The sequence below is a fragment of the Variovorax boronicumulans genome (assembly GCF_009811375.1).
Lineage (GTDB): Bacteria > Pseudomonadota > Gammaproteobacteria > Burkholderiales > Burkholderiaceae_C > Variovorax > Variovorax boronicumulans.
In genome coordinates this window covers 131,363-150,555 of sequence record NZ_BKDH01000006.1, presented here as the reverse complement: position 1 = coordinate 150,555, position 19,193 = coordinate 131,363, and the positions used below count along the sequence as shown (strand labels likewise).

General features: G+C 68.5%; 15 protein-coding genes. 7 read left to right on the top strand and 8 right to left on the bottom strand.

Annotated elements, in window-relative coordinates:
• Window positions 1–18: 18 nt before the first annotated feature.
• From VHAB30_RS29700 to VHAB30_RS29690, 3 genes are all read left to right on the top strand, one after another.
• Entirely contained in the window at window positions 19–1,209 is a 1,191-nt protein-coding gene (locus VHAB30_RS29700) for a sugar ABC transporter permease (protein ID WP_159279582.1), read from the top strand.
• Between the two features lie 144 nt (window positions 1,210–1,353).
• Window positions 1,354–2,160, top strand: coding sequence for an ATP-binding cassette domain-containing protein (locus VHAB30_RS29695; protein ID WP_159279581.1), 807 nt, complete (start codon window positions 1,354–1,356; stop codon window positions 2,158–2,160).
• A 1-nt stretch (window position 2,161) separates the two neighbouring features.
• Window positions 2,162–3,316, top strand: a complete 1,155-nt coding sequence (locus VHAB30_RS29690) for an ROK family transcriptional regulator (protein ID WP_159279580.1) — start codon at window positions 2,162–2,164, stop codon at window positions 3,314–3,316.
• A gap of 4 nt (window positions 3,317–3,320) precedes the next feature.
• Here the strand turns inward: VHAB30_RS29690 and VHAB30_RS29685 are convergent, their stop codons facing one another.
• Entirely contained in the window at window positions 3,321–4,574 is a 1,254-nt protein-coding gene (locus VHAB30_RS29685) for a helix-turn-helix domain-containing protein (RefSeq protein ID WP_159279579.1), read from the bottom strand.
• A 143-nt stretch (window positions 4,575–4,717) separates the two neighbouring features.
• On the opposite strand from VHAB30_RS29685, the gene VHAB30_RS29680 reads away from it, so the two are divergent.
• Window positions 4,718–6,847 (top strand): PQQ-dependent dehydrogenase, methanol/ethanol family, encoded by a 2,130-nt coding sequence (locus VHAB30_RS29680; protein WP_159279578.1) that lies wholly within the window; start codon window positions 4,718–4,720, stop codon window positions 6,845–6,847.
• 64 nt (window positions 6,848–6,911) lie between these two features.
• Here VHAB30_RS29680 and VHAB30_RS29675 read toward each other — a convergent pair whose 3' ends face one another.
• On the bottom strand, window positions 6,912–7,895 hold the full coding sequence (locus tag VHAB30_RS29675) for a helix-turn-helix transcriptional regulator (RefSeq protein WP_062473909.1): 984 nt from the start codon (window positions 7,893–7,895) through the stop codon (window positions 6,912–6,914).
• A 181-nt stretch (window positions 7,896–8,076) separates the two neighbouring features.
• On the opposite strand from VHAB30_RS29675, the gene VHAB30_RS29670 reads away from it, so the two are divergent.
• Window positions 8,077–10,200, top strand: coding sequence for a carboxypeptidase regulatory-like domain-containing protein (locus VHAB30_RS29670; protein WP_159279577.1), 2,124 nt, complete (start codon window positions 8,077–8,079; stop codon window positions 10,198–10,200).
• 80 nt (window positions 10,201–10,280) lie between these two features.
• Here VHAB30_RS29670 and VHAB30_RS29665 read toward each other — a convergent pair whose 3' ends face one another.
• On the bottom strand, window positions 10,281–11,255 hold the full coding sequence (locus VHAB30_RS29665; RefSeq protein WP_070062994.1) for a tripartite tricarboxylate transporter substrate-binding protein: 975 nt from the start codon (window positions 11,253–11,255) through the stop codon (window positions 10,281–10,283).
• Between the two features lie 204 nt (window positions 11,256–11,459).
• On the opposite strand from VHAB30_RS29665, the gene VHAB30_RS29660 reads away from it, so the two are divergent.
• Both VHAB30_RS29660 and VHAB30_RS29655 read left to right on the top strand, forming a co-directional pair.
• Window positions 11,460–12,644, top strand: a complete 1,185-nt coding sequence (locus VHAB30_RS29660; RefSeq protein WP_159279576.1) for a M48 family metalloprotease — start codon at window positions 11,460–11,462, stop codon at window positions 12,642–12,644.
• Between the two features lie 16 nt (window positions 12,645–12,660).
• On the top strand, window positions 12,661–13,611 hold the full coding sequence (locus VHAB30_RS29655; RefSeq protein ID WP_159279575.1) for a hypothetical protein: 951 nt from the start codon (window positions 12,661–12,663) through the stop codon (window positions 13,609–13,611).
• Here the strand turns inward: VHAB30_RS29655 and VHAB30_RS29650 are convergent.
• From VHAB30_RS29650 to VHAB30_RS29630, 5 genes are all read right to left on the bottom strand, one after another.
• Window positions 13,602–14,849, bottom strand: coding sequence for a phenylacetate--CoA ligase family protein (locus VHAB30_RS29650; protein ID WP_095747134.1), 1,248 nt, complete (start codon window positions 14,847–14,849; stop codon window positions 13,602–13,604). The two genes, VHAB30_RS29655 and VHAB30_RS29650, sit on opposite strands and share 10 nt — an antisense overlap.
• 46 nt (window positions 14,850–14,895) lie before the next feature.
• Window positions 14,896–15,708 carry an ABC transporter ATP-binding protein gene (locus tag VHAB30_RS29645; RefSeq protein ID WP_062473897.1) on the bottom strand — a complete coding sequence of 271 codons (813 nt, stop codon included), beginning with the start codon at window positions 15,706–15,708 and terminating at the stop codon, window positions 14,896–14,898.
• Between the two features lie 85 nt (window positions 15,709–15,793).
• Window positions 15,794–17,125 (bottom strand): ABC transporter substrate-binding protein, encoded by a 1,332-nt coding sequence (locus VHAB30_RS29640; protein ID WP_062473894.1) that lies wholly within the window; start codon window positions 17,123–17,125, stop codon window positions 15,794–15,796.
• 68 nt (window positions 17,126–17,193) lie between these two features.
• Entirely contained in the window at window positions 17,194–18,258 is a 1,065-nt protein-coding gene (locus VHAB30_RS29635; RefSeq protein ID WP_062473892.1) for a branched-chain amino acid ABC transporter permease, read from the bottom strand.
• 4 nt (window positions 18,259–18,262) lie between these two features.
• Entirely contained in the window at window positions 18,263–19,192 is a 930-nt protein-coding gene (locus tag VHAB30_RS29630; RefSeq protein ID WP_070062998.1) for a branched-chain amino acid ABC transporter permease, read from the bottom strand.
• Window position 19,193 lies beyond the last annotated feature (1 nt).

The window sequence follows — 19,193 nt, the reverse complement described above, 5'->3', positions numbered from 1 at the left end:
TGAGGGGGCTTGAAAAAAATGAGCGATCCAACACCCGGCTGGTGGCGCCGCACCGGCATCGACCTGCGCCTGATCCTGATGTGCGTGCTGCTGGCCGTGATGGCGGTGGCGTTCAGCATCATGTCGGGCGGCGTGTTCCTCTCGCCCGAGAACCTCTACAACGTCGCGCAGCAGACGGCGGTGGTCGGCATCGTCTCCACGGTGATGGTGCTGATCATCGTGGCGCGCCACATCGACCTGTCGGTGGGCTCGGTGATGGGCTTCGTCGGCGTGCTCATCGCCTACCTGCAGTACACCTCGGGCTGGTCGTGGCCCACGGCCTGCCTCGCGGGGCTCGCGGTGGCGCTGCTGGTGTCGATCTACCAGGGCTGGCTCACGGCGGTGCTGGGCGTGCCCTCGTTCGTGGTCACGCTGGGCGGGCTGATGTCGTTTCGCGGCGCGGCCTTCCTGGTGGCGGACGGCAAGACGCAGCCGGTGAACGACGAGTTCTTCCAGCGCCTGGGTGGCGGCTACGACGGTGGCATCGGCGTCACGGCCAGCTGGGTGCTCGCGGGGCTGGTGGCGCTGGTGCTGTTCGGGCGCATGGTGCAAAAGCGCCGCGCGCGCCAGCGCTACGACATGCCGACCGAGGCGCTGTGGCTCGACGTGCTGCTCACGGCGGTGCCGGTGGCGGTGGTGGTCGGCTTCGCCTGGGTGATGAACAGCTACCAGATCTCGTCCAAGAGCGAGCCGCAGGGCATTCCGATTCCGGTGCTGATCTGGGCGGCGGTGGCGATCGTGCTGTCGTTCATCGTGCACCGCACGCGCTTCGGGCGCTATGTGTTCGCGATGGGCGGCAACCCCGACGCGGCGGCGCTGGTGGGCATTCCGGTGCAGCGCGTCACGCTGATGCTGTTCGCGCTGCTGGCGGTGCTGGTGACGGTGGCGGCCATCGTGTCGATCGCGCGGCTCAACGCGGGCACCAACTCGCTGGGCACGGGCATGGAGCTGTACGTGATCGCGGCGGCCGTCATCGGCGGCACGGCGCTGGCGGGCGGCAGCGGCTCGATCTTCGGCTCGGTGCTGGGCGCGCTGATCATGCAATCGCTGGACAGCGGCATGCTGCTGCTCGACGTGCCCATCGGCAAGCGCATGGTGATCATCGGCCAGGTGCTGATCGTGGCCGTGGTGTTCGACGTGCTCTACCGCCGCAAGTTCGGGGAGAACTGAAGTGAAGCCCACCCCCGTTTCTTGCTCACTTCGTGTAGCCGCATCCCCCCTCAAGGGGGCGCACCCGGCGGCCCGGCAAAGCCGGTTCCGCGGGTGCCCCCGAACAGGCCTCGCTGCGCGGGCCAACCGCAGGAAGGAGTCGCAATGAGCACGCTCCCGGATATGACGAAGCCACTCGTCGAGCTGCGCGAGATCCGCAAGGCCTTCGGCGGCGTGAAGGCCGTGGACGGCGTGAGCATCAACCTCTACCCCGGCGAAGTGGTCGCGCTCCTGGGCCACAACGGCGCGGGCAAGTCCACGCTGATGAAGATGCTCGCGGGCGCCTACCCGATCGATTCGGGCGACACGCTCATTGCGGGCGAGAAGGTCCACATCCGCACGCCCGCCGAGGCGCAGGCCCAGGGCATCGAGACCATCTACCAGACGCTCGCGCTGGCCGACAACCTCGACTCGGTGGCCAACCTCTTTCTGGGCCGCGAGAAGATGACGGCGTGGAACACGCTGGACGACCACTTCATGGAAGTGCAGGCGCGCAAGGTGTTCCAGCGCCTGAACAAGAACTTCACCAACATCCGCATCCCGGTGCGGCGCCTGTCGGGCGGGCAGCGGCAGGTGGTGGCGATCTCGCGCGCGCTGTACTTCAACGCGCGCATCCTCATCATGGACGAGCCCTGCGCCGCGCTCGGCCCCGAAGAGACGGCGATGGTCGGGCGCCTGGTCAAGCAGCTGAAGGACGACGGCGTTGGCATCTTCCTGATCACGCACGACATGCCCGATGTGTTCTCACTGAGCGACCGGCTCGCGGTGATGAAGAACGGCAAGCTCGTGGGCACCTACCGCACGGCCGATGTCACCGAGGACGAGGTGCTCGGGATGATCATTGCCGGCAAGCGGCCCGAGGGACGCGAACAGGCGCACCACGCAGCAACCGCGGCCACCGCAGCGGCATGACATGAAGACCATCGGCGACCAGCAGCTGCTCAAGCGCCTGAACCGCAGCGTGCTGCTGCGGTTGCTGCGCGCGCAGCCGGGCTTGTCGCGTGCGCGGCTCGCGAGCGAAAGCGGGCTCACCAAGTCGACCGTGAGCCTGCTGGTGCGCGAGCTGCTCGACGAAGGCTGGCTCAGCGAATCGGGCGCCGCCGTGGCCGACGGGCTCGGGCGGCCGTCCACGCCGCTGCGGATCAACGTCGGCGTGCGCGCGCTGATGGGCGTGGAGATCGCCGTCGAAACGCTGCGCCTCGTGTGCGTCTCGCTGCAGGGCGAGGTGCTGCATGCGGAAGCCCAGCCGCTGGACGACGGCGAGCCCGGCCGCGTGTGCGCACAGCTCGCGCGCATGGCCGCGGCCGCGCACGCGCACCTCGACCAGCGCGGCCTGCGCCTGTCGAGCATCGGCGTGTGCGTGCCCGGCGCGGTGGACGACTGCACGGGCGTCGTGCGCTTCGCGCCCAACCTCGGCTGGCGCAACGTGAACCTGCTGCCTGCGCTCGAAAAGGCGCTGGCCGCGGCCGGCCTGCCGGGCGTCACCGTGCAGCTGCAGAACGACGCCGATGCCGCCGCGCTCGGCGAGTACGAGTTCGCCGCGGGCGAGGGCGAAGACCCGCTGATCTTCGTCAACAGCGACGTCGGCGTGGGCGCGGGCGTGGTGCTGAACGACCGCCTCTTCACCGGCGCGCAAGGCATGGCCGGCGAGATCGGCCACACCATCCTGCAGCTGGACGGGCCACTGTGCTCGTGCGGCCGGCGCGGCTGCGCCGAGGCCTTCTTCGGTTCGCGCGTGCTGGCGCGCGAGGGCGCGGACATGGCGCGCGCCGCCGCGTTCTTCGGCGTGCTGCTGCAGAACCTGTGGGTCACCTTCAACCCGCGCGCGATCGTGCTCGGGGGCAAGGTCTGCGCGGAGCATCCGGAATTCGCGCAAGCCGCGTTCGAAGGCGTGAAGGGCCATGCGGAGCGCGCCGGCATGCCCGCACCGGAACTGCGCACCGCGCGCTACGAAGAACTCGCGCCCGCGGTGGGAGCAGCGGCGCTCGCGCTGCACGACTACCTGCGGCCGCTGCAGCCCGATGCGAAGGCGCGCCGCGCGCGGGCACTGGCGCGCGCCGGCGCCTGAGCCGTCAGTCCACTGCCGCGCTGCTGTCGTCGTCGCGCCAGCCGCGCAGCCGCCGGTACAGCGTGCCGCGCGACACGCGCAGCTGCCGCGCCGCCTGCGACACGTTGCCGCCGTGCGCCGCGAGCGTGTCCTCGATCAGCTTGCGGCTGTGCTCGCGCAGGGTTTCGGTGGGCGGCGTCTCACTAGTGGGAGCAAGCGCCACGGGCGGCTGCGCCTGCACGTCGATCGCCACGGGCGCATCGACCTGTGCGCTCGCCATCTCCGGCATCGCCACCGCGTGGCGGAAGTCCGCGCCGTCCGCGCCCTTGAGTTGCGCCTGCATCCACACGCCGAGCCCGCTGGCCAGCCGCAGCGGCTGCGCGGCCTCGCGCCGGCCCAGCCGCAGCAGGCTCGCAAGGTCGTGGCCCAGCAGGCATTCCACGTCGCGGTCGTCGGGTGCCTCGGGCAGTCGCCCCAGCAGCCGCGCGCCGGCGTTGTTGAGCCACGCGATGGTGCCGTCGGGCGCGATGCCCGCGAGCGCCTCGAGCGGCGTGCCCAGCAGCGTGGGGCTGGCCTGGAAGCGCAGGATGAGGTGGTCGCGCGACTGCGCCTGCAGCAGCCGGTTCTCGATGATGGTGGCGTGCAGCGCCACCATCGAGGCCGCGTCGAAGCCGAAGCGCCGCGCCTCCACCGTGAGGTCGAGCACACCCGCGAGCCGGCCGCTCACGTCGCGGATCGGCGCCGCGGCGCATTGCATGTGGCACAGCACGTCGTAGTAGTGCTCGGCGCCGTCCACGGTGCAGGCCTGCCCGGTGCTGGCCACGATGCCCGGTGCCGTGGTGCCCACGACGCGCTCGGAGATGTTCACGCCCAGGCGCGCGGTCTGGCGCAGCACGGGCTGGTGCGTGCCGGCGGGCTGGCTCGTGACATGCACCACCACGCCGTCGCGGTCGGTCAGGATCACCCGGCAGTCGGTGCCCGCGAGCATGTGCTCCATCTGCGCGAGTTCGTGCCGCGCCACGTCCAGCAGCTCGCGGTTGCGCGCGAGCGTGGTGTGCAGCCGGCTGGGCGTGACCGCGTCGAACGACACCACGCGCTGCCGGTCGGCGTGGGTGCGGCTGCAGCGCATCCACGACTGGATGACCGCCTCGCCGACCAGCCCCGAGGGGCGCACGCCTTCTTCGAAGAACTGCTGCCGCGCCAGCGCCACGCGCTGCGCCGGCGTGCTGGCAAAGAGTTGGCGCGGCGCATCCGCCGTGCCGAGCCTGTCGAGCGCCATGGGTTCGCTGCCTCTTCTGGATTCAGGGACCGTCTCGAATGTGTTCCGCAATGGAACAAGGCTGGACTGGGGAAATCCCGGGGGTGAAGGCTGGCGCCGTGCGAACGATCCTTGGGGCGGAACGAAGAAGGAGACAGACCCCGATGAAGACGACAACACAGCCTCTTTCCGGGCGGCGCCTGCTTGCGGGCGCCTTGCTGTGCCTGGGCCTGGCGGCCCCGGCGCTGGCCCAGACGGCCGCCAGCCCGCAGGACCGCGCCGGCGCGGCCGCCAAGCGCGTCGACGGCAACTTCGTGCGCGCCAACGCGGCGAAGAAGACGCCCGACTGGCCCAGCTACGGGCTGGACTACGCCGAGTCGCGCTTCAGCAAACTCGACCAGGTCAACACCGGCAACGTGAAGCAGCTCGGGCTGGTCTGGTCGTACAACCTCGAATCGACGCGCGGGGTGGAAGCCACGCCGCTGGTGGTCGACGGCATCATGTACGTCACGGCCTCGTGGAGCATCGTGCATGCGATCGACACGCGCACCGGGCAGAAGATCTGGACCTTCGATCCGCAGGTCGACCGCACGAAAGGCTTCAGGGGCTGCTGCGACGTGGTCAACCGCGGCGTGGCGCTGTACGAAGGCCGCGTCTACGTGGCCGCCTACGACGGCCGCCTGATCGCGCTCGACGCCGCCACCGGCCAGAAGGTGTGGGAGAAGAACACCATCGAGGGCCAGAAGGGCAGCTACACCATCACCGGCGCGCCCCGCGTGTTCAAGGGCAAGGTCATCATCGGCAACGGCGGCGCCGAGTACGGCGTGCGCGGCTACGTCACCGCTTACGACGCGAAGACCGGCGATCAGAAGTGGCGCTGGTTCGTGGTGCCCGGCGACCCGAGCAAGCCCTTCGAGGACGAGTCGATGGCGCGCGCCGCCAAGACCTGGGACCCGAGCGGCAAGTACTGGGAAGCCGGCGGCGGCGGCACGGCCTGGGACAGCTTCGCCTTCGACCCCGAGCTCAACCTGATGTACGTGGGCACCGGCAACGGCTCGCCCTGGGCGGCCAAGGCGCGCAGCCCCAAGGGCGGCGACAACCTGTACCTGGGCTCGGTGGTCGCGCTCGACCCCGACACCGGCAAGTACAAGTGGCACTACCAGGAGACGCCCGGCGACAACTGGGACTACACCTCCACGCAGTCGATGATCCTGGCCGACGTCAAGCTGAACGGCAAGGCGCGCAAGGTGCTGCTGCACGCGCCCAAGAACGGCTTCTTCTTCGTCATCGACCGCACCAACGGCAAGTTCATCTCGGCGAAGAACTTCGTCGCGGTCAACTGGGCCACGGGCTACGACAAGAACGGCCGGCCGATCGAGGTCCCCGCCGCGCGGCAGAACGAGAAGCCGGGCGACAGCATCCCGGGCCCGTTCGGCGCGCACAACTGGCACCCGATGTCCTACAACCCGCAGACCGGCCTGGCCTACCTGCCGGCCCAGCACGTGCCGATCAACCTGATGGACGACAAGGCCTGGAAGTTCGACGAGAACGCGCCCGGCCGGCCGCACGCGGCGCTGGGCTGGAACCTGGGCAAGTTCGCCAACGTCGAGCCGCCCACGAGCAAGCCCTTCGGCCGCCTCGTGGCCTGGGACCCCATCAAGCAGAAGGAAGCCTGGGGCGTGGACTACGCCTCGCCGTGGAACGGCGGCACGCTGACCACCGCCGGCGACCTCGTGTTCCAGGGCACGGCCGACGGGCGCCTCGTGGCCTACCACGCCAAGACCGGCGAGAAGCTCTGGGAAACACCCACCGGCACCGGCGTGGTGGCGGCGCCCGCGACCTACATGGTGGACGGCAAGCAGTACGTGTCGGTGGCCGTGGGCTGGGGCGGCGTGTACGGCCTGGCGCAGCGCGCCACGGAGCGCCAGGGCCCGGGCACGGTCTACACCTTCGCGGTCGGCGGCACGGCCAAGATGCCCGCGTTCGTCGAGTACCGCATGGCCAAGCTGGTGCAGGGCGTGAAGTACGACCCCGCCAAGGTCCAGGCCGGCACCATGCTGTACGTGAGCAACTGCGTGTTCTGCCACGGCGTGCCGGGCGTGGACCGCGGCGGCAACATCCCGAACCTGGGCTACCTCGACCCGGCCTACATCGAGAACCTCGACAAGTTCGTGCTCAAGGGCCCGGCCATGTCGCGCGGCATGCCCGACTTCACGGGCAAGCTCTCGGGCGACGACATCGAGAGCATCAAGGCCTTCATCCAGGGCACGGCGGACGCGATCCGGCCGAAGTAGAGGTATCGCGGACTCAAACAGAAAAGGCGCCATCGGCGCCTTTTCTTTTGGGGGCGGGCGCTCGTCAGCCCGCCAGCCGCAGCTCGTGGATCAGCCCCGCCACGTTGCCCACCTGCAGCTTGTCGTAGATCGACTGGATGTGGTTGCGCACCGTGGCCGGCGAGCGGTTCAGGATGGCGGCCACTTCCTTGTGGGTGTCGCCGCGCGCCAGCAGTTCGGCGATGGTGTGCTCGCGCGGCGTGAGGCTGTCGGCGCGGCAGCGATGGCGGCATTTGAGGAACAGCAGGCGCTGCTCGACGCGGTGCGTGACCACGATCTCGCGCCCGTTGAATCGCGCGTGGCCCTGCAGGAAGTGCTGCAGCAGCGCATCGGGCAGCGTGCGGCCGTGCCAGGCCGGCCACTCGGCCTTCAGCATGGCCTCGAACAGCCGGTCGGCGTGGTACAGCACGCCGCGCAGGTCGCCGATGGCCGAGCCGCCGGGCGACGCGCTGCCCGCCTCGAGGCGGTCCAGGTGCATCACGCGGTTCAGCGCCAGCGCCTGCATCACGTGCGGCGCGAGGCTGGCGAGCAGTTGCCGCTCTTCCTCCGTGCCGTGGGCTTCCGGGTCGGCGCGGAACAGACTGAGCCAGTGGACGAAGCTCGTCTGCGGGTTCGAATCCGAGGTGATGAAGAAGTTGGCCTGCTCGAAGCGGCGGCCGTAGTCGCGCAGCTCGGCCTGGTCGTCGCGGCAGAACCACGCCTGCGCATTGAAGGCGAGCGTGGCGTTCGACTGCTTGGCCACCTCGCCGGCGGCCGTGTCCATGTGCTTGACCTGCTCGTAGGCCGTGACCATCTCGAGCGGCTGGTTGTGCAGGTGGATCGTGTGGATGTCGATGCCGTGGTCGGTGCGGGTGGCGGTACCCCACATCGACGAGTCGAAGGGCAGCACGGGCTTGAGGAGGTCGAGCGCGGCGTCCTGGAAGGCGTCGATGGGTAGCTCGTGCGAGAGGCGGTACAGCCGCAACAGGAGGTCGCTGAAGTCGCGCGGGACACCGGCCGTGAAGGTCATGCGGGGAGTCTTCCAGTCCCGCCGCTGCATGCCCATCCCATGTTCCGGTGACGCGCGCGGGGCTCGGCCGTGCGGTTTCAAGAATGGTGCATTTGCATCATTTGATTTCCAAAAGCGAAAGCTATTGTTTGCAGCGCCCTCGGTTGCTGCCCAGGCCCTTTCCCTTTTCGAGAGACCCACGATGCCCCACCCCACCTCCAGAATCCCCCACGCCCTGTCCCTTGCCACCCTGTTGATCCTCGGCGCCTGCGGCGGCGGTGGGGGTGGCGGAGGCGGCGGTGGCTTTGCATTCCCCGTCGGCACGGGCAACGGCGGCACGCCGCCCGCCGCCGAGTCGCCCGGCACGTTGAGCGGCACCGTGGCCACCGGCGCGGCCTTTGCCGGCGCCGCGCTCACCGTGTTCGACCAGACCGGCGCCAAGGTCTGCGAAGTGACCGTGCCGGCCGAAGGCACCTACAGCTGCGTGCTGCCCGCGGGCACCAAGGCGCCGCTGGTGATCCAGGCCGTGCGCGACGACCTCACGCTCTACAGCACCACCGCCAGCACCGCCAGCGGCACCACCAACGTCACGCCGCTGACCACCGTGGTGGTGGCGCAGCTGTCGCCCAACGGCGATCCGTCGAAACTCGCCGCCGCGGTGCAGGCCGACGCCGGCGCCGTCACACCGGGCGCCATCAGTGACCAGGTGGCCAAGCTCGTGGCCGCGCTCAAGCCGCTGCTGGACGCGCTCAACACCAGCATCGACCCGATGAGCGGCACCTTCCAGGCCAACGGCACGGGACAGGACCGCGTGCTCGACACGCTGAACGTGTCGGTGCGCCCCGACGGCACGGCCGCCAACATCGAGATCACCGTCAAGGCGCAGCCCGCGAGCGAAGAGAGCGCGCCGGTGTCCATCGTGTTTCGCACCGGCGAGAGCAGCATCGCGCCGCTGCCCGCGGTCGATGCCGCGGCCCTCGTGCAGCCGCCCACGCCGGCGATGGTCAAGGACCTGCTGGACCGCCTCAACGCCTGCTACGCGCTGCCGCTGAACGAGCGCGTGGACAGCACCATCGGCTCCGATGGCAACGCCTTCGGCGAGGCCGCCAACGTGGTCGCGCCGGCCTGCCGCACGCTGTTCGTGGGCGACGACCCGGCCAGCTTCGTCGCGGCCGGCCTGCACATCGGCCGCGCGTCGAGCGGCCCGCGCCGGCCTTTCGAAAGCCTGTTCCGCTTCGGCCCCACCAACCTGAAGCACGACCGCGGCAACTTCGAATACTTCCACCCGGGCGGCGACATCGCGCTCACCTACCGCTGGACCGACAGCGTGGGCAACACCGACAACGACGTGTTCAACGCCAGGATCGTGAATGGCGCGCTCAAGCTCACCGGCAACAGCAACGCCTACCGCGCCGCCGTGCGCCCGCAGCAGGAGCTGAAGGACTTCCTCAAGCACGCGAACCTGAAGTACCACGCCGCGGGCTACAACGTGTCGGTGGACAACGTGCTCGACGGCAATGGCGACTCGATCTTCACGAAGGTGGTGGCCACCTCGTCCGCGCTGCCGGGCCGCGAGCTGGTCCTCGTGCCCCGGCCCGGGCTGACCACCCTGGTGCTCACCACCGACGGCACCGCCAACGGCGCGCTGAACTCCTCGCTGTGGCGCATGGCCGCGCGCTACGTGGACCCGGCGCAAGGCGGCAACCCGAGCAGCGTCGAGCCCGGCAATCTCTTCGCAGCGCCGCAGTTCGACGACACGCAGCTGAGCGCCATTCCCGATCAGGCGGTCTGGAAGCTTGAGTTCTTCCTGGCGGCCGGCGGGACCAACCCGGTGCAGTACGTGCGCACCTTCTCGCGCGCGCCGACCCTCGCCGAGGCCGTGCAACTGCCGACCGTGGAAATGACGCCGGCCCTGCGCGCCGAGCTGATGCAGGAAATCGACGGTGTCCCGCGCGGCATCGTGTTCGGCGCGCCGGTGCCGTCCGACCCCACCGCCAACAACATCGACTTCAGCGCCGAGGGCAACCTCGACGGCTGGGCCGTGCCCAGCGGCGCCTACGCCCCGACCACCTTCCTGGTGGCCGGCCGTGGCCCGAACAACAACCGCTTCACCGACTCGATCACCGTGCGCACCTCGGCGCGCAAGGCCGTCATCTACTGCCAGCCGGTGAACTCGCCGAGCGACAACCACTGCGTGAGCGTCGGCAACAACGCTTACCAATACGCGCAGGGCTCGTCGGTCAGCAGCTTCATCTTCACGGCACGCACCGCGCGCCAGGTCGATGTGCGCAAGAACTTCGAGGCGTGGACCTACTCGCCTCCCTGATTCTTTTCCTGCTGTCACCGCATGAAAAAAGCCGCCGGCCCTTTCGGGTCGGCGGCTTTTTCGATGGGAGATCGAAAGGATCAGTCCGCGTACACGCCGGCGGCCTTGATGATCGGACCCCACTTGGCGATTTCAGCCGAGACGAACTTCTTGTGCTCGGCCGGCTCGACGCGCTTGTCGGTGGTGATCACGGCGCCCAGGCCTTCCTGGCGCTTGATGAAGGCCGGGTCCTTCATGGCGGCCTTGATGGCCTCGTTGACCTTCTTCAGCACCGGTGCGGGCGTGCCCTTGGGGGCGTACACGCCGTGCCAGATCGACACTTCGAAGCCCTTCAGGCCCGACTCGTCGAGCGTGGGCAGGTCTTTCAGCGCGGGCGTGCTCAGGCGCTTGCTGGTGGTCACGGCGTAGGCCTTGACCTTCTTGGCCTCGATCTGCGACGTGGTGTTGGTGGTCTGGTCGCACAGCAGGTCGATCTGGCCGCCCAGCAGGTCGGCGATGGCCGGCGCGGTGCCCTTGTACGGCACGGGCGTCATCTCGATCTTCAGTGCGCTCTGGAACAGCAGGCCGCACAGGTGCGAGGCGGCGCCCAGGCCGGCGTTGCCCAGGTTGATCTTGCCCTTGTTGGCATTGATCCAGGTCGTCAGTTCCTTGTAGTTGTTGGCGGGCAGGCCGGGCTTGCCGATGAGCGTCATCGGCACTTCATTGACCATGCCGAGGTATTCGAAGTCGTTCTCGACGTTGAACGGCAGCTTGCGGTACAGCGCCGGCATCGTCGACATGCCGATGTGGTTCAGCAGCAGCGTGTAGCCGTCGGGGTTGGCACGGGCCACCTTGGCGGTGCCGATCGAGCTGCCGGCGCCGGCGGTGTTGTCCACGATGATCGTCGTGCCCAGCGTCTTCTGCAGCGATTCGGCCAGGTCGCGGGCCACGCGGTCGGTCGGGCCGCCGGCCGAGAAAGGCACCACCAGCGTCACGGGCTTGCCTGCGGGGAAATCCTGGGCGTGTGCGCCGACGGCGGCCGCGGCAATCGCCGCGAGGGCAAACAGTTTCTTCATGATGTCTCCGACGGAGTTTTTAAATGGAAAGGGTCGCGATCTTATCGGCTGACCGGGGGCTGACCCATACCGAATAGCCCTTAGGAATGTCACCGTTTTCGCCCCATGCTGGGGCATGATCACGCCCGTCCCGCGCACCCGCGCCGGGGTGACCACAACCACAAACAGGCCAGCCCGACGGGCGGCATCGAGGAGAAGAAACCAATGGATCCCTGGGTCTATCCGCGCGAGCGCTGGCTCGGCAAACTCACGCTCGTGCTGGGCCTGCTGGCCTGGACGCTGATCGTCGTCGGCACGCTGGGCATTGCGCTGCTGTACGTGCTGCTGGGCTTCATCGGCTACGTGTTCGCGCAGTCGGCGGTCATCGCCTGGATCAAGGGCACGGGCGTGAAGCTGTCGCCCCAGCAGCTGCCCGAGCTGCACGCGCGCTTTGTCGACTGCTGTACCCGCCTGGGCATCGCGCAGCCGCCCGAGGCCTACCTGCTGCACGGCGACGGCATGTTCAACGCCTTTGCCACGCGCTTCTTCGGCCGCAACTTCGTGGTGCTGCTGTCCGACGTGGTCGACGCCATGGAGGCGCAGCCCGACGGCATCCACTTCTACATGGGCCACGAGCTGGGCCACATCCGCCGCGGCCACCTCACGGGCCACATCTGGCGCGCGCCGGTGCTCTGGCTGCCGCTCCTGGGCGCGGCCTATGCGCGCGCCAAGGAATACACCTGCGACCTGCACGGCGCCGCCTGCTGCCGCGAGGTCGACTCCGCACCGCGCGCGCTGGTCGCGCTGGCCGCCGGCGCGCAGCAGTGGCGCAACGTGAACCTGCAGCGCTACGCCGCCCAGTCGGCCGGCAACCGCGGCTTCTGGGGCTCGTTCCACGAACTCATCGGCGGCTACCCCTGGCTCACCAAGCGCGTCGCCCGAGCCATCGACCCGGGCGCCAAGCTGCCCGAACGCAACCCGGTGGCGTACCTGCTCGCGCTCTTCGTGCCCTACGCCGGGCGCGCGGGTGGCGGCGCGGCGGGTGTGCTGATCGTGGTGGCTGTCATCGGCGTCATGGCGGCTGCAGCCATCCCCGCCTACCAGGAGTACCAGACCCGTGCCGTCGTCGCGCAGGCCTGGTCCGAGGGCGCGCCGGTGCGCGCAGCGCTCACGCGCCACTACGAAGAAAAGGCCGAGATCCCCGACACCCTGGCCGCCGTCGGCCTGCCGGAAAACCTGCCCAACGGCGCGACCCTCACGCTCGACCCGGACAGCATGGTGGTGGAAGTGGCCACGCCCAAGGGCACGCTGCGCATGGAGCCGTCGTCGACCGACCGGGGCATCGCGTGGCATTGCAGCGCGGGGGAGGGGTTGAAGGACAAGGCGTTGCCGGCGAGCTGCAAGAAGTAGCCGGGCATTGGCCCTGATGACGTCCCCCGCTTCCATCGCACACGCGTGGCGCCTGCCGCGCGACTTCGCGCTCATCACCGTGGCGGTCGAAGCGGCCATTGTGTGGGTCCACTTCGGCAGGCTGCTGTGGCCTGGCTCGGGGCACGAAGGCTATGACCTGGACGTGTGGGCAGGCATGGCGGCCAACCTCGCGATGGCCTGGGTGCTGGCAGCGTCGCTGGCCTGGAGTCATGCCCGCCAGGCACTGGAAGTGCGCGGCGCCGCGCGCCTGGCGCAGTTGCGCGGCCCGCGTGTGCGCCACGCCGGCGCTTATCTCATCGTGCGGGTGCTGGACTACTTCGTGCTGAGCCCGTGGCTCTACGGGCTGGAGCTGCTCTACATGCCCGGCGGCCGGCTGGTGCAACTGGCGATGCTGGTGCTGGGTGTGTGGCTGGCGACCTGGTTCGCGCTGAGGCAGGGCGCCCGGGCACCGGCCGCGTCGTCGTTCGATGCCGACGCCGAGGCGCCCCCGGGCGCATCGCCGGGCCGGGCCACGGTGGCGCTGTTGATCGCTACCGTGTCTGCGTCGATCCAGGTGTGGTGCGTGATGGCCGTGGACCCGTGGAACGAGGTCGAAAGGATCTTGAATCGCGTGCTGCCCTTCCTGGGCTGGATCGCGCCGCCGCTGGTGCTCTTTGCGCTGGCGTTCTGGGGCGGGTGGCTGGGCCTCGGCCCCGGACCCGTTCCCGCACGCATCCGGCCCTTCCGGGCCGTGGCGGCGTCGGTGCTCGCCCTGGTGCTGGTGGTGGCGAACTGCGCGGCCATCTTCCTGGTGGGGCTGGCGCTGGTGCTCGTGCCGTCGTCGAGCAGCATGGCCGGCCTCGGCGCCCTGATCGTGCTGGCCGCCGCGCTCGTGCCGACCTACTTCGCACTGACCGTGCTGCTCACACGCACCGTCACGCGCCGCCTGTACCGCCCCTACTTGTAGCTGCGCGCGTCCTCGATCACCTTGCCGTCGTTCGGCAGGGTGCCCGGCGCCACCAGCTCGATGGTGCCGCGCAGCTTGGTCACTTCGCGCACCGCGTCGGCAATGCGTGCGTCGAGCCCGGCCGGGGCGCCGGCGCATTCGAGCTTGAAGGTCATCTGGTCGTCGCCCATCTCGCCCGACACCACGAGCCGCGCGCGCACGATCTCGGGAAAGCGCCGCACGACCTCGGCGACCTGCGAGGGGTGCACGAACATGCCGCGCACCTTGGTGGTCTGGTCGGCGCGGCCGAGCCAGCCCTTGATGCGCTTGTTGGTGCGGCCCGTGGGGCAGGTGCCCGCGAGCACGGCCGAGAGATCGCCGGTGCCGAAGCGCACCAGCGGGTAGTCGGGGTTGAAGGTGGTGACGACGATCTCGCCCACCTCGCCGTCGGGCACGGGGTCGCCGGTGCCGGGGCGCACGATCTCGACCAGCACGCCCTCGTCGATCACCAGGCCCTGGCGCGCGCTGGTTTCATACGCGATGAGGCCCAGGTCGGCGGTCGCATAGCACTGGATGCCCTGCACGCCGTGCGCGGCGATCCAGTCGTGCAGGCTGGGCGGAAAGGCCTCGCCGGACACCAGCGCCTTGGTGAACCACGGCAGCTTCTGGCCTTTTTCTTCGGCCTTCTCCAGCAGGATCTTCAGGAAGCTCGGCGTGCCCGCATAGCCGTCGGGCTTGAGGTCGACGATGGCTTCGAGCTGCTGCTCGGTCTGGCCCGTGCCGCCCGCGAAGATGGTGCAGCCCATGGCATGCGCGCCGCTTTCCATGATCGAGCCGGCCGGCGTCATGTGGTAGCTGAAGCTGTTGTGGATCAGCTCGCCGCTGCGAAAGCCCGCCGCATGCAGTGCCCGCGCGGTGCGCCAGTAGTCGCGCGCCTCGCCCTCGGGTTCGTAGATGGTGCCGGGGCTCGCGAAGATGCGCGGCATGCGCGGCCCGCGCACGATCGACGCAAAGCCGCCGAAGGGGTCGTCGGCGCGGCGCGCCTTTTGCAGCTCGAGCAGTTCCGACTTGCGGGTGACGGGCAGCTTCGCGAGGGCTTCGCGCGAGGTGACGTCGCCGGGCTTCACGCCGTCGAGGATCTTCGTGAAGGCGGACGTTGCAGTCTGTGCCTGCGCGATCTGCCGGGGCAGCGCGGCCAGCAGGTCACGTTCGCGTTCGGCAGGGTCGCGGATTTCCAGTTGGTCGTAGTGGTCGTTCATGTCCGTACCCTTCGTCTATCGATTCGGTCGCTCTGGGGTGGGTACTTCAGGCCAGCCAACGCTTGCGGCGCTTGTAGCTCTTGACGTCACGGAAGCTCTTGCGGTCCGCGCCGCCTACGCCGAGGTAGAACTCCTTCACGTCCTCGTTCTCGCGCAGGCTCTTGGCCTCGCCGTCCATCACGATGCGGCCGTTCTCCAGGATGTAGCCGTAGTCGGCGTAGCGCAGCGCCATGTTGGTGTTCTGCTCGGCCAGCAGGAAGGTCACTTTTTCCTTGGTGTTCAGGTCTTTCACGATCTCGAACACCTCTTCCACGATCTGCGGCGCCAGGCCCATCGAGGGCTCGTCGAGCAGCACCATGGTCGGGTTGGCCATCAGCGCGCGGCCGATGGCGCACATCTGCTGCTCGCCGCCCGAGGTGTAGGCCGCCTGCGAGGTGCGGCGCGTCTTCAGGCGCGGGAAATACGCGTAGACCTTCTCCAGCGTCTCCTGCACCGAGGCCTTGCCGTCGGTGCGCGTGTAGGCGCCGGTCATCAGGTTCTCTTCGATCGTCAGGTGGGCGAAGCAGTGGCGGCCTTCCATCACCTGGATCAGCCCGCGCTTGACCAGCTCGGCCGGCGACAGCGCCTCGATGCGCTCGCCGCGCAGCTCGATGGTGCCCTTGGTCACGGCGCCGCGTTCGCCCGCGAGCAGGTTGCTCACGGCGCGCAGCGTGGTCGTCTTGCCGGCGCCGTTGCCGCCGAGCAGCGCGACGATGCCGCTTTCGGGCACGGTCAGCGACACGCCCTTGAGCACGAGGATCACGTGGTTGTAGATGACCTCGATGCCGTTGACGTTGAGAAGGATCTTGGGTTCGCTCATGGTGTGGTCCGAAGCATTCGCAAGAACGGCACATCGCCGTCCTTGCGAATGGCGGCTCTTGCGAGCCGCCACGGCACTCAGTGCATCAGGATTGGCAGTCGGCCGCTTCGCGGCGGGTGAGCTTCTTTTCGCCCGCGTACTTGTCGGCGGCTGCCTTCACCATCGGCTTGATGATCTGGCTGTCGGCCTCGTACCAGTCGGACATGCCGCCCCACTTCGCACCGTCCCAGGTGTGCACGCGCGCCCAGGTCGAACCCATGTGGTCCTGGCACGAGGTGCTCACCGGGCGCATCACGCCCGAGAAGCCCAGTGCGTCCAGCTTCTTCTGGTCGAGTGCGAGGTTCTCCATGCCCCAGCGCACCTGCTCGCCGGTCATGACCTTGCCCTTGCCGAAGCGCTCCTGCGCACGACGCACGGCCTCGATGGTCAGCATCTGGATGATCACGCCGCGCGTGTAGAGCACCGAGCCCACTTCGTCCTTCGGACCCGTGCCCTGGCCCTTGTCGTGCACCTGCTTGAGGATGTCCTGGATCACCTTGGGCTGCGTGCCCGAGGTGTTCAGCGCCAGCGCGTTGTAGCCCTTGGCGTTGGCGCCCACGTCCTTCACGTCGGGTTCGGCGCCGGCCCACCACACGCCGTACATCTTCTCGCGCGGGTAGCCCGTGGCCACGGCTTCCTTCAGGGCGGTGGAGTTCATCACGCCCCAGCCCCACAGCAGCACGAAGTCCGGACGCGACTGGCGCACCTGCAGCCAGGCCGACTTCTGTTCCACGCCCGGTGCGGTCACGGGAATGAGCGACAGCTCGAAGCCGTTCTGCTTGGCGCGCTCCTGCAGCAGCGGGATCGGCTCCTTGCCGAACGGCGAGTCGTGGTACACGAGGGCGATCTTCTTGCCCTTGAGCTTGTCCATGCCGCCTTCTTTTTTGCCGATGTGCTGGATCAGGATGTCGGCCGCGGTCCAGTAGGAGCCCATGAGCGGGAAGTTCCACTTGAACACGCCGCCGTCCTGCGAGGCCGACAGGCCGTAGCCCAGCGTGATGAGCGGGATCTTGTCGGTGGGCACCTTGTCGGTCAGCGCGAAGGTGATGCCGGTGGCCTGCGGGTCGAACAGCGTCACGCCCGGGCGGCCCTTCAGGCGCTCGTAGCATTCCACGCCCTTGTCGGTGGCGTAGCCGGTTTCGCATTCCTCGTACGTGATCTTCACGCCGTTGATGCCGCCGGTGGCGTTGATGTACTTGATGTAGTCCTGCTTGCCGTTGGCCCAGGGTGTGCCGTTGGGCGCGTAGGGACCGGTGCGGTACACCAGCAGCGGGAAGAACTGTTCCTTGGCCTGGGCCTGCGCGAGCGAAGGCGCGAAGGCCGCGCCGAGGGTGCTGGCCACCAGGGCGGCGGTCAGAGCGAGCGATTTCAGTGTCATGCCTGTCTCCTTTTGTGGGCACCTCGGTGCCGGGTTTTTACGAACGAACAACAACAAACAAGAACCTGTCAGTGCGGGAACGGCCACAGCCGCAGCTTTTCCTTGGCCGTGGACCACAGCCGCGCCAGGCCGTGGGGCTCCACGATCAGGAAGAACACGATCAGCGCGCCGAAGATCATGGTCTCCAGGTGCGAGGCCAATGCGGTCGAGATCGAGAAGCCCAGCCACCCCGGCAACTGGTTCAGAAAGAGCGGCAGCAGCACGATGAAGGCGGCGCCGAAGAAGCTGCCCATGATCGAGCCCAGCCCGCCGATGATCACCATGAACAGCAGCTGGAACGAGCGGTCGATGCTGAACGCCGCCGGCTCCCACGCCCCCAGGTGAATGAAGCCCCACAGCGCACCGGCCACGCCGACGATGAAGCTGCTCACCGCGAAGGCCGTGAGCTTGGCGTACACCGGGCGGATGCCGATCACCGCGGCGGCCACGTCCATGTCGCGCATCGCCATCCACTCGCGGCCGATGGCGCTGCGCACGAGGTTCTTGGCGAGCAGTGCGAACACCACCACGAAGATCAGGCAGAACAGGTACTTCTGCACCGGCGACTCGATCGGCACGCCGAACACGTTCAGCCCTGCCACGCTCACCGAGCCCGACGACGAGTTGTTGGTGAACCACTGGATGCGCAGGAACGCCCAGTCGGTGAAGAACTGCGCGGCCAGCGTGGCCACCGCCAGGTACAGGCCCTTGATGCGCAGGCTCGGAATGCCGAACAGCACGCCGATCACCGTGGCGCACAGCCCGCCCAGCAGCAGCGAGGCGATGAGCGGCATGCCGTCGATGCGCACCTGGAAGTTGTAGGCCGCATACGCGCCCACCGCCATGAAGGCGCCGGTGCCCAGCGAGATCTGGCCGCAGTAGCCGACCAGGATGTTCAGGCCCAGCGCCGCCAGCGACAGGATCAGGAAGGGCGTGAGGATGGCGCGCATCCAGTAGTCGGACACGCCCATCGGCACCACGACGAACGCCACGAGCAGCAGCACCAGGATCGCCAGGCGGTCCTGCGCGATCGGAAAGATCTGTTGGTCGGCGCGGTAGCTCGACTTGAACTGGCCGTTTTCTCTGTAGAACATGTGCTCAGACCCGATCGATGATTTTTTCGCCGAACAGGCCTTGCGGGCGAACCAGCAAGAAGACCAATGCCAGCACGTAGGCAAACCAGATCTCGATACCGCCACCGAGCATGGGGCCGAGATAGATTTCAGACAGCTTCTCGCCGACACCGATCAACAGGCCGCCGATGATGGCGCCGGGGATCGAGGTCAGCCCGCCGAGGATCACCACCGGCAGAGCTTTGAGTGCCACCAGCGAGAGCGAGAACTGCACGCCGAGCTTGGAGCCCCAGATGATCCCGGCCACCAGTGCCGAGAAACCGGCCACCGACCACACGATCACCCAGATGCGCGACAGCGGAATGCCGATCGATTGCGCGGCCTGGTGGTCGTCGGCCACCGCGCGCAGCGCCCGGCCCGTGGCCGTCTTCTGGAAGAAGATGGCCAGCACCACCACCAGCGCGGCGGACACCAGTGCGGCGATCAGGTCTTCCTGGCTCAGCAGCAGGCCGCCCTGGAAGGTGCCTTCGAGCACCATCAGCGGTTCCTTGGGCATGCCCACGTCGATCTTGTAGATGTCGTTGCCGAAGATCGTCTGGCCCACGCCGTCGAGAAAGTAGGCGATGCCCAGCGTGGCCATCAGCAGCGTGATGCCTTCCTGGTTCACCAGCTTGCTCAGCGCCAGCCGTTCGATGAGCCAGGCCACCACGATCATCACGGCCATGGCCGCGATGAAGGCCAGGATGTTCGCGAGGATCTGGCTCTGGAAGCCGAACCACTGCGGGAACCACTCGGCGAAGCGCGCCATGGCCAGCGCCGCGAACAGCACCATCGCGCCCTGCGCGAAGTTGAAGACGCCCGAGGCCTTGTAGATCAGCACGAAGCCGATCGCGATCAGCGAATACAGCATGCCGACCATGAGGCCGCCGAAAAGGGTTTCGAGGAAAAATCCCATG

Coding starts and splice junctions, on each gene's coding strand:
- VHAB30_RS29665 (WP_070062994.1), bottom strand. CDS start 11,255: ATGAAGAAACTGTTTGCCCTCGCGGCGATTGCCGCGGCCGCCGTCGGC.
- VHAB30_RS29670 (WP_159279577.1), top strand. CDS start 8,077: ATGCCCCACCCCACCTCCAGAATCCCCCACGCCCTGTCCCTTGCCACC.
- VHAB30_RS29650 (WP_095747134.1), bottom strand. CDS start 14,849: ATGAACGACCACTACGACCAACTGGAAATCCGCGACCCTGCCGAACGC.
- VHAB30_RS29660 (WP_159279576.1), top strand. CDS start 11,460: ATGGATCCCTGGGTCTATCCGCGCGAGCGCTGGCTCGGCAAACTCACG.
- VHAB30_RS29635 (WP_062473892.1), bottom strand. CDS start 18,258: ATGTTCTACAGAGAAAACGGCCAGTTCAAGTCGAGCTACCGCGCCGAC.
- VHAB30_RS29680 (WP_159279578.1), top strand. CDS start 4,718: ATGAAGACGACAACACAGCCTCTTTCCGGGCGGCGCCTGCTTGCGGGC.
- VHAB30_RS29655 (WP_159279575.1), top strand. CDS start 12,661: ATGACGTCCCCCGCTTCCATCGCACACGCGTGGCGCCTGCCGCGCGAC.
- VHAB30_RS29685 (WP_159279579.1), bottom strand. CDS start 4,574: ATGGCGCTCGACAGGCTCGGCACGGCGGATGCGCCGCGCCAACTCTTT.
- VHAB30_RS29675 (WP_062473909.1), bottom strand. CDS start 7,895: ATGACCTTCACGGCCGGTGTCCCGCGCGACTTCAGCGACCTCCTGTTG.
- VHAB30_RS29645 (WP_062473897.1), bottom strand. CDS start 15,708: ATGAGCGAACCCAAGATCCTTCTCAACGTCAACGGCATCGAGGTCATC.
- VHAB30_RS29640 (WP_062473894.1), bottom strand. CDS start 17,125: ATGACACTGAAATCGCTCGCTCTGACCGCCGCCCTGGTGGCCAGCACC.
- VHAB30_RS29630 (WP_070062998.1), bottom strand. CDS start 19,192: ATGGGATTTTTCCTCGAAACCCTTTTCGGCGGCCTCATGGTCGGCATG.
- VHAB30_RS29695 (WP_159279581.1), top strand. CDS start 1,354: ATGAGCACGCTCCCGGATATGACGAAGCCACTCGTCGAGCTGCGCGAG.
- VHAB30_RS29700 (WP_159279582.1), top strand. CDS start 19: ATGAGCGATCCAACACCCGGCTGGTGGCGCCGCACCGGCATCGACCTG.
- VHAB30_RS29690 (WP_159279580.1), top strand. CDS start 2,162: ATGAAGACCATCGGCGACCAGCAGCTGCTCAAGCGCCTGAACCGCAGC.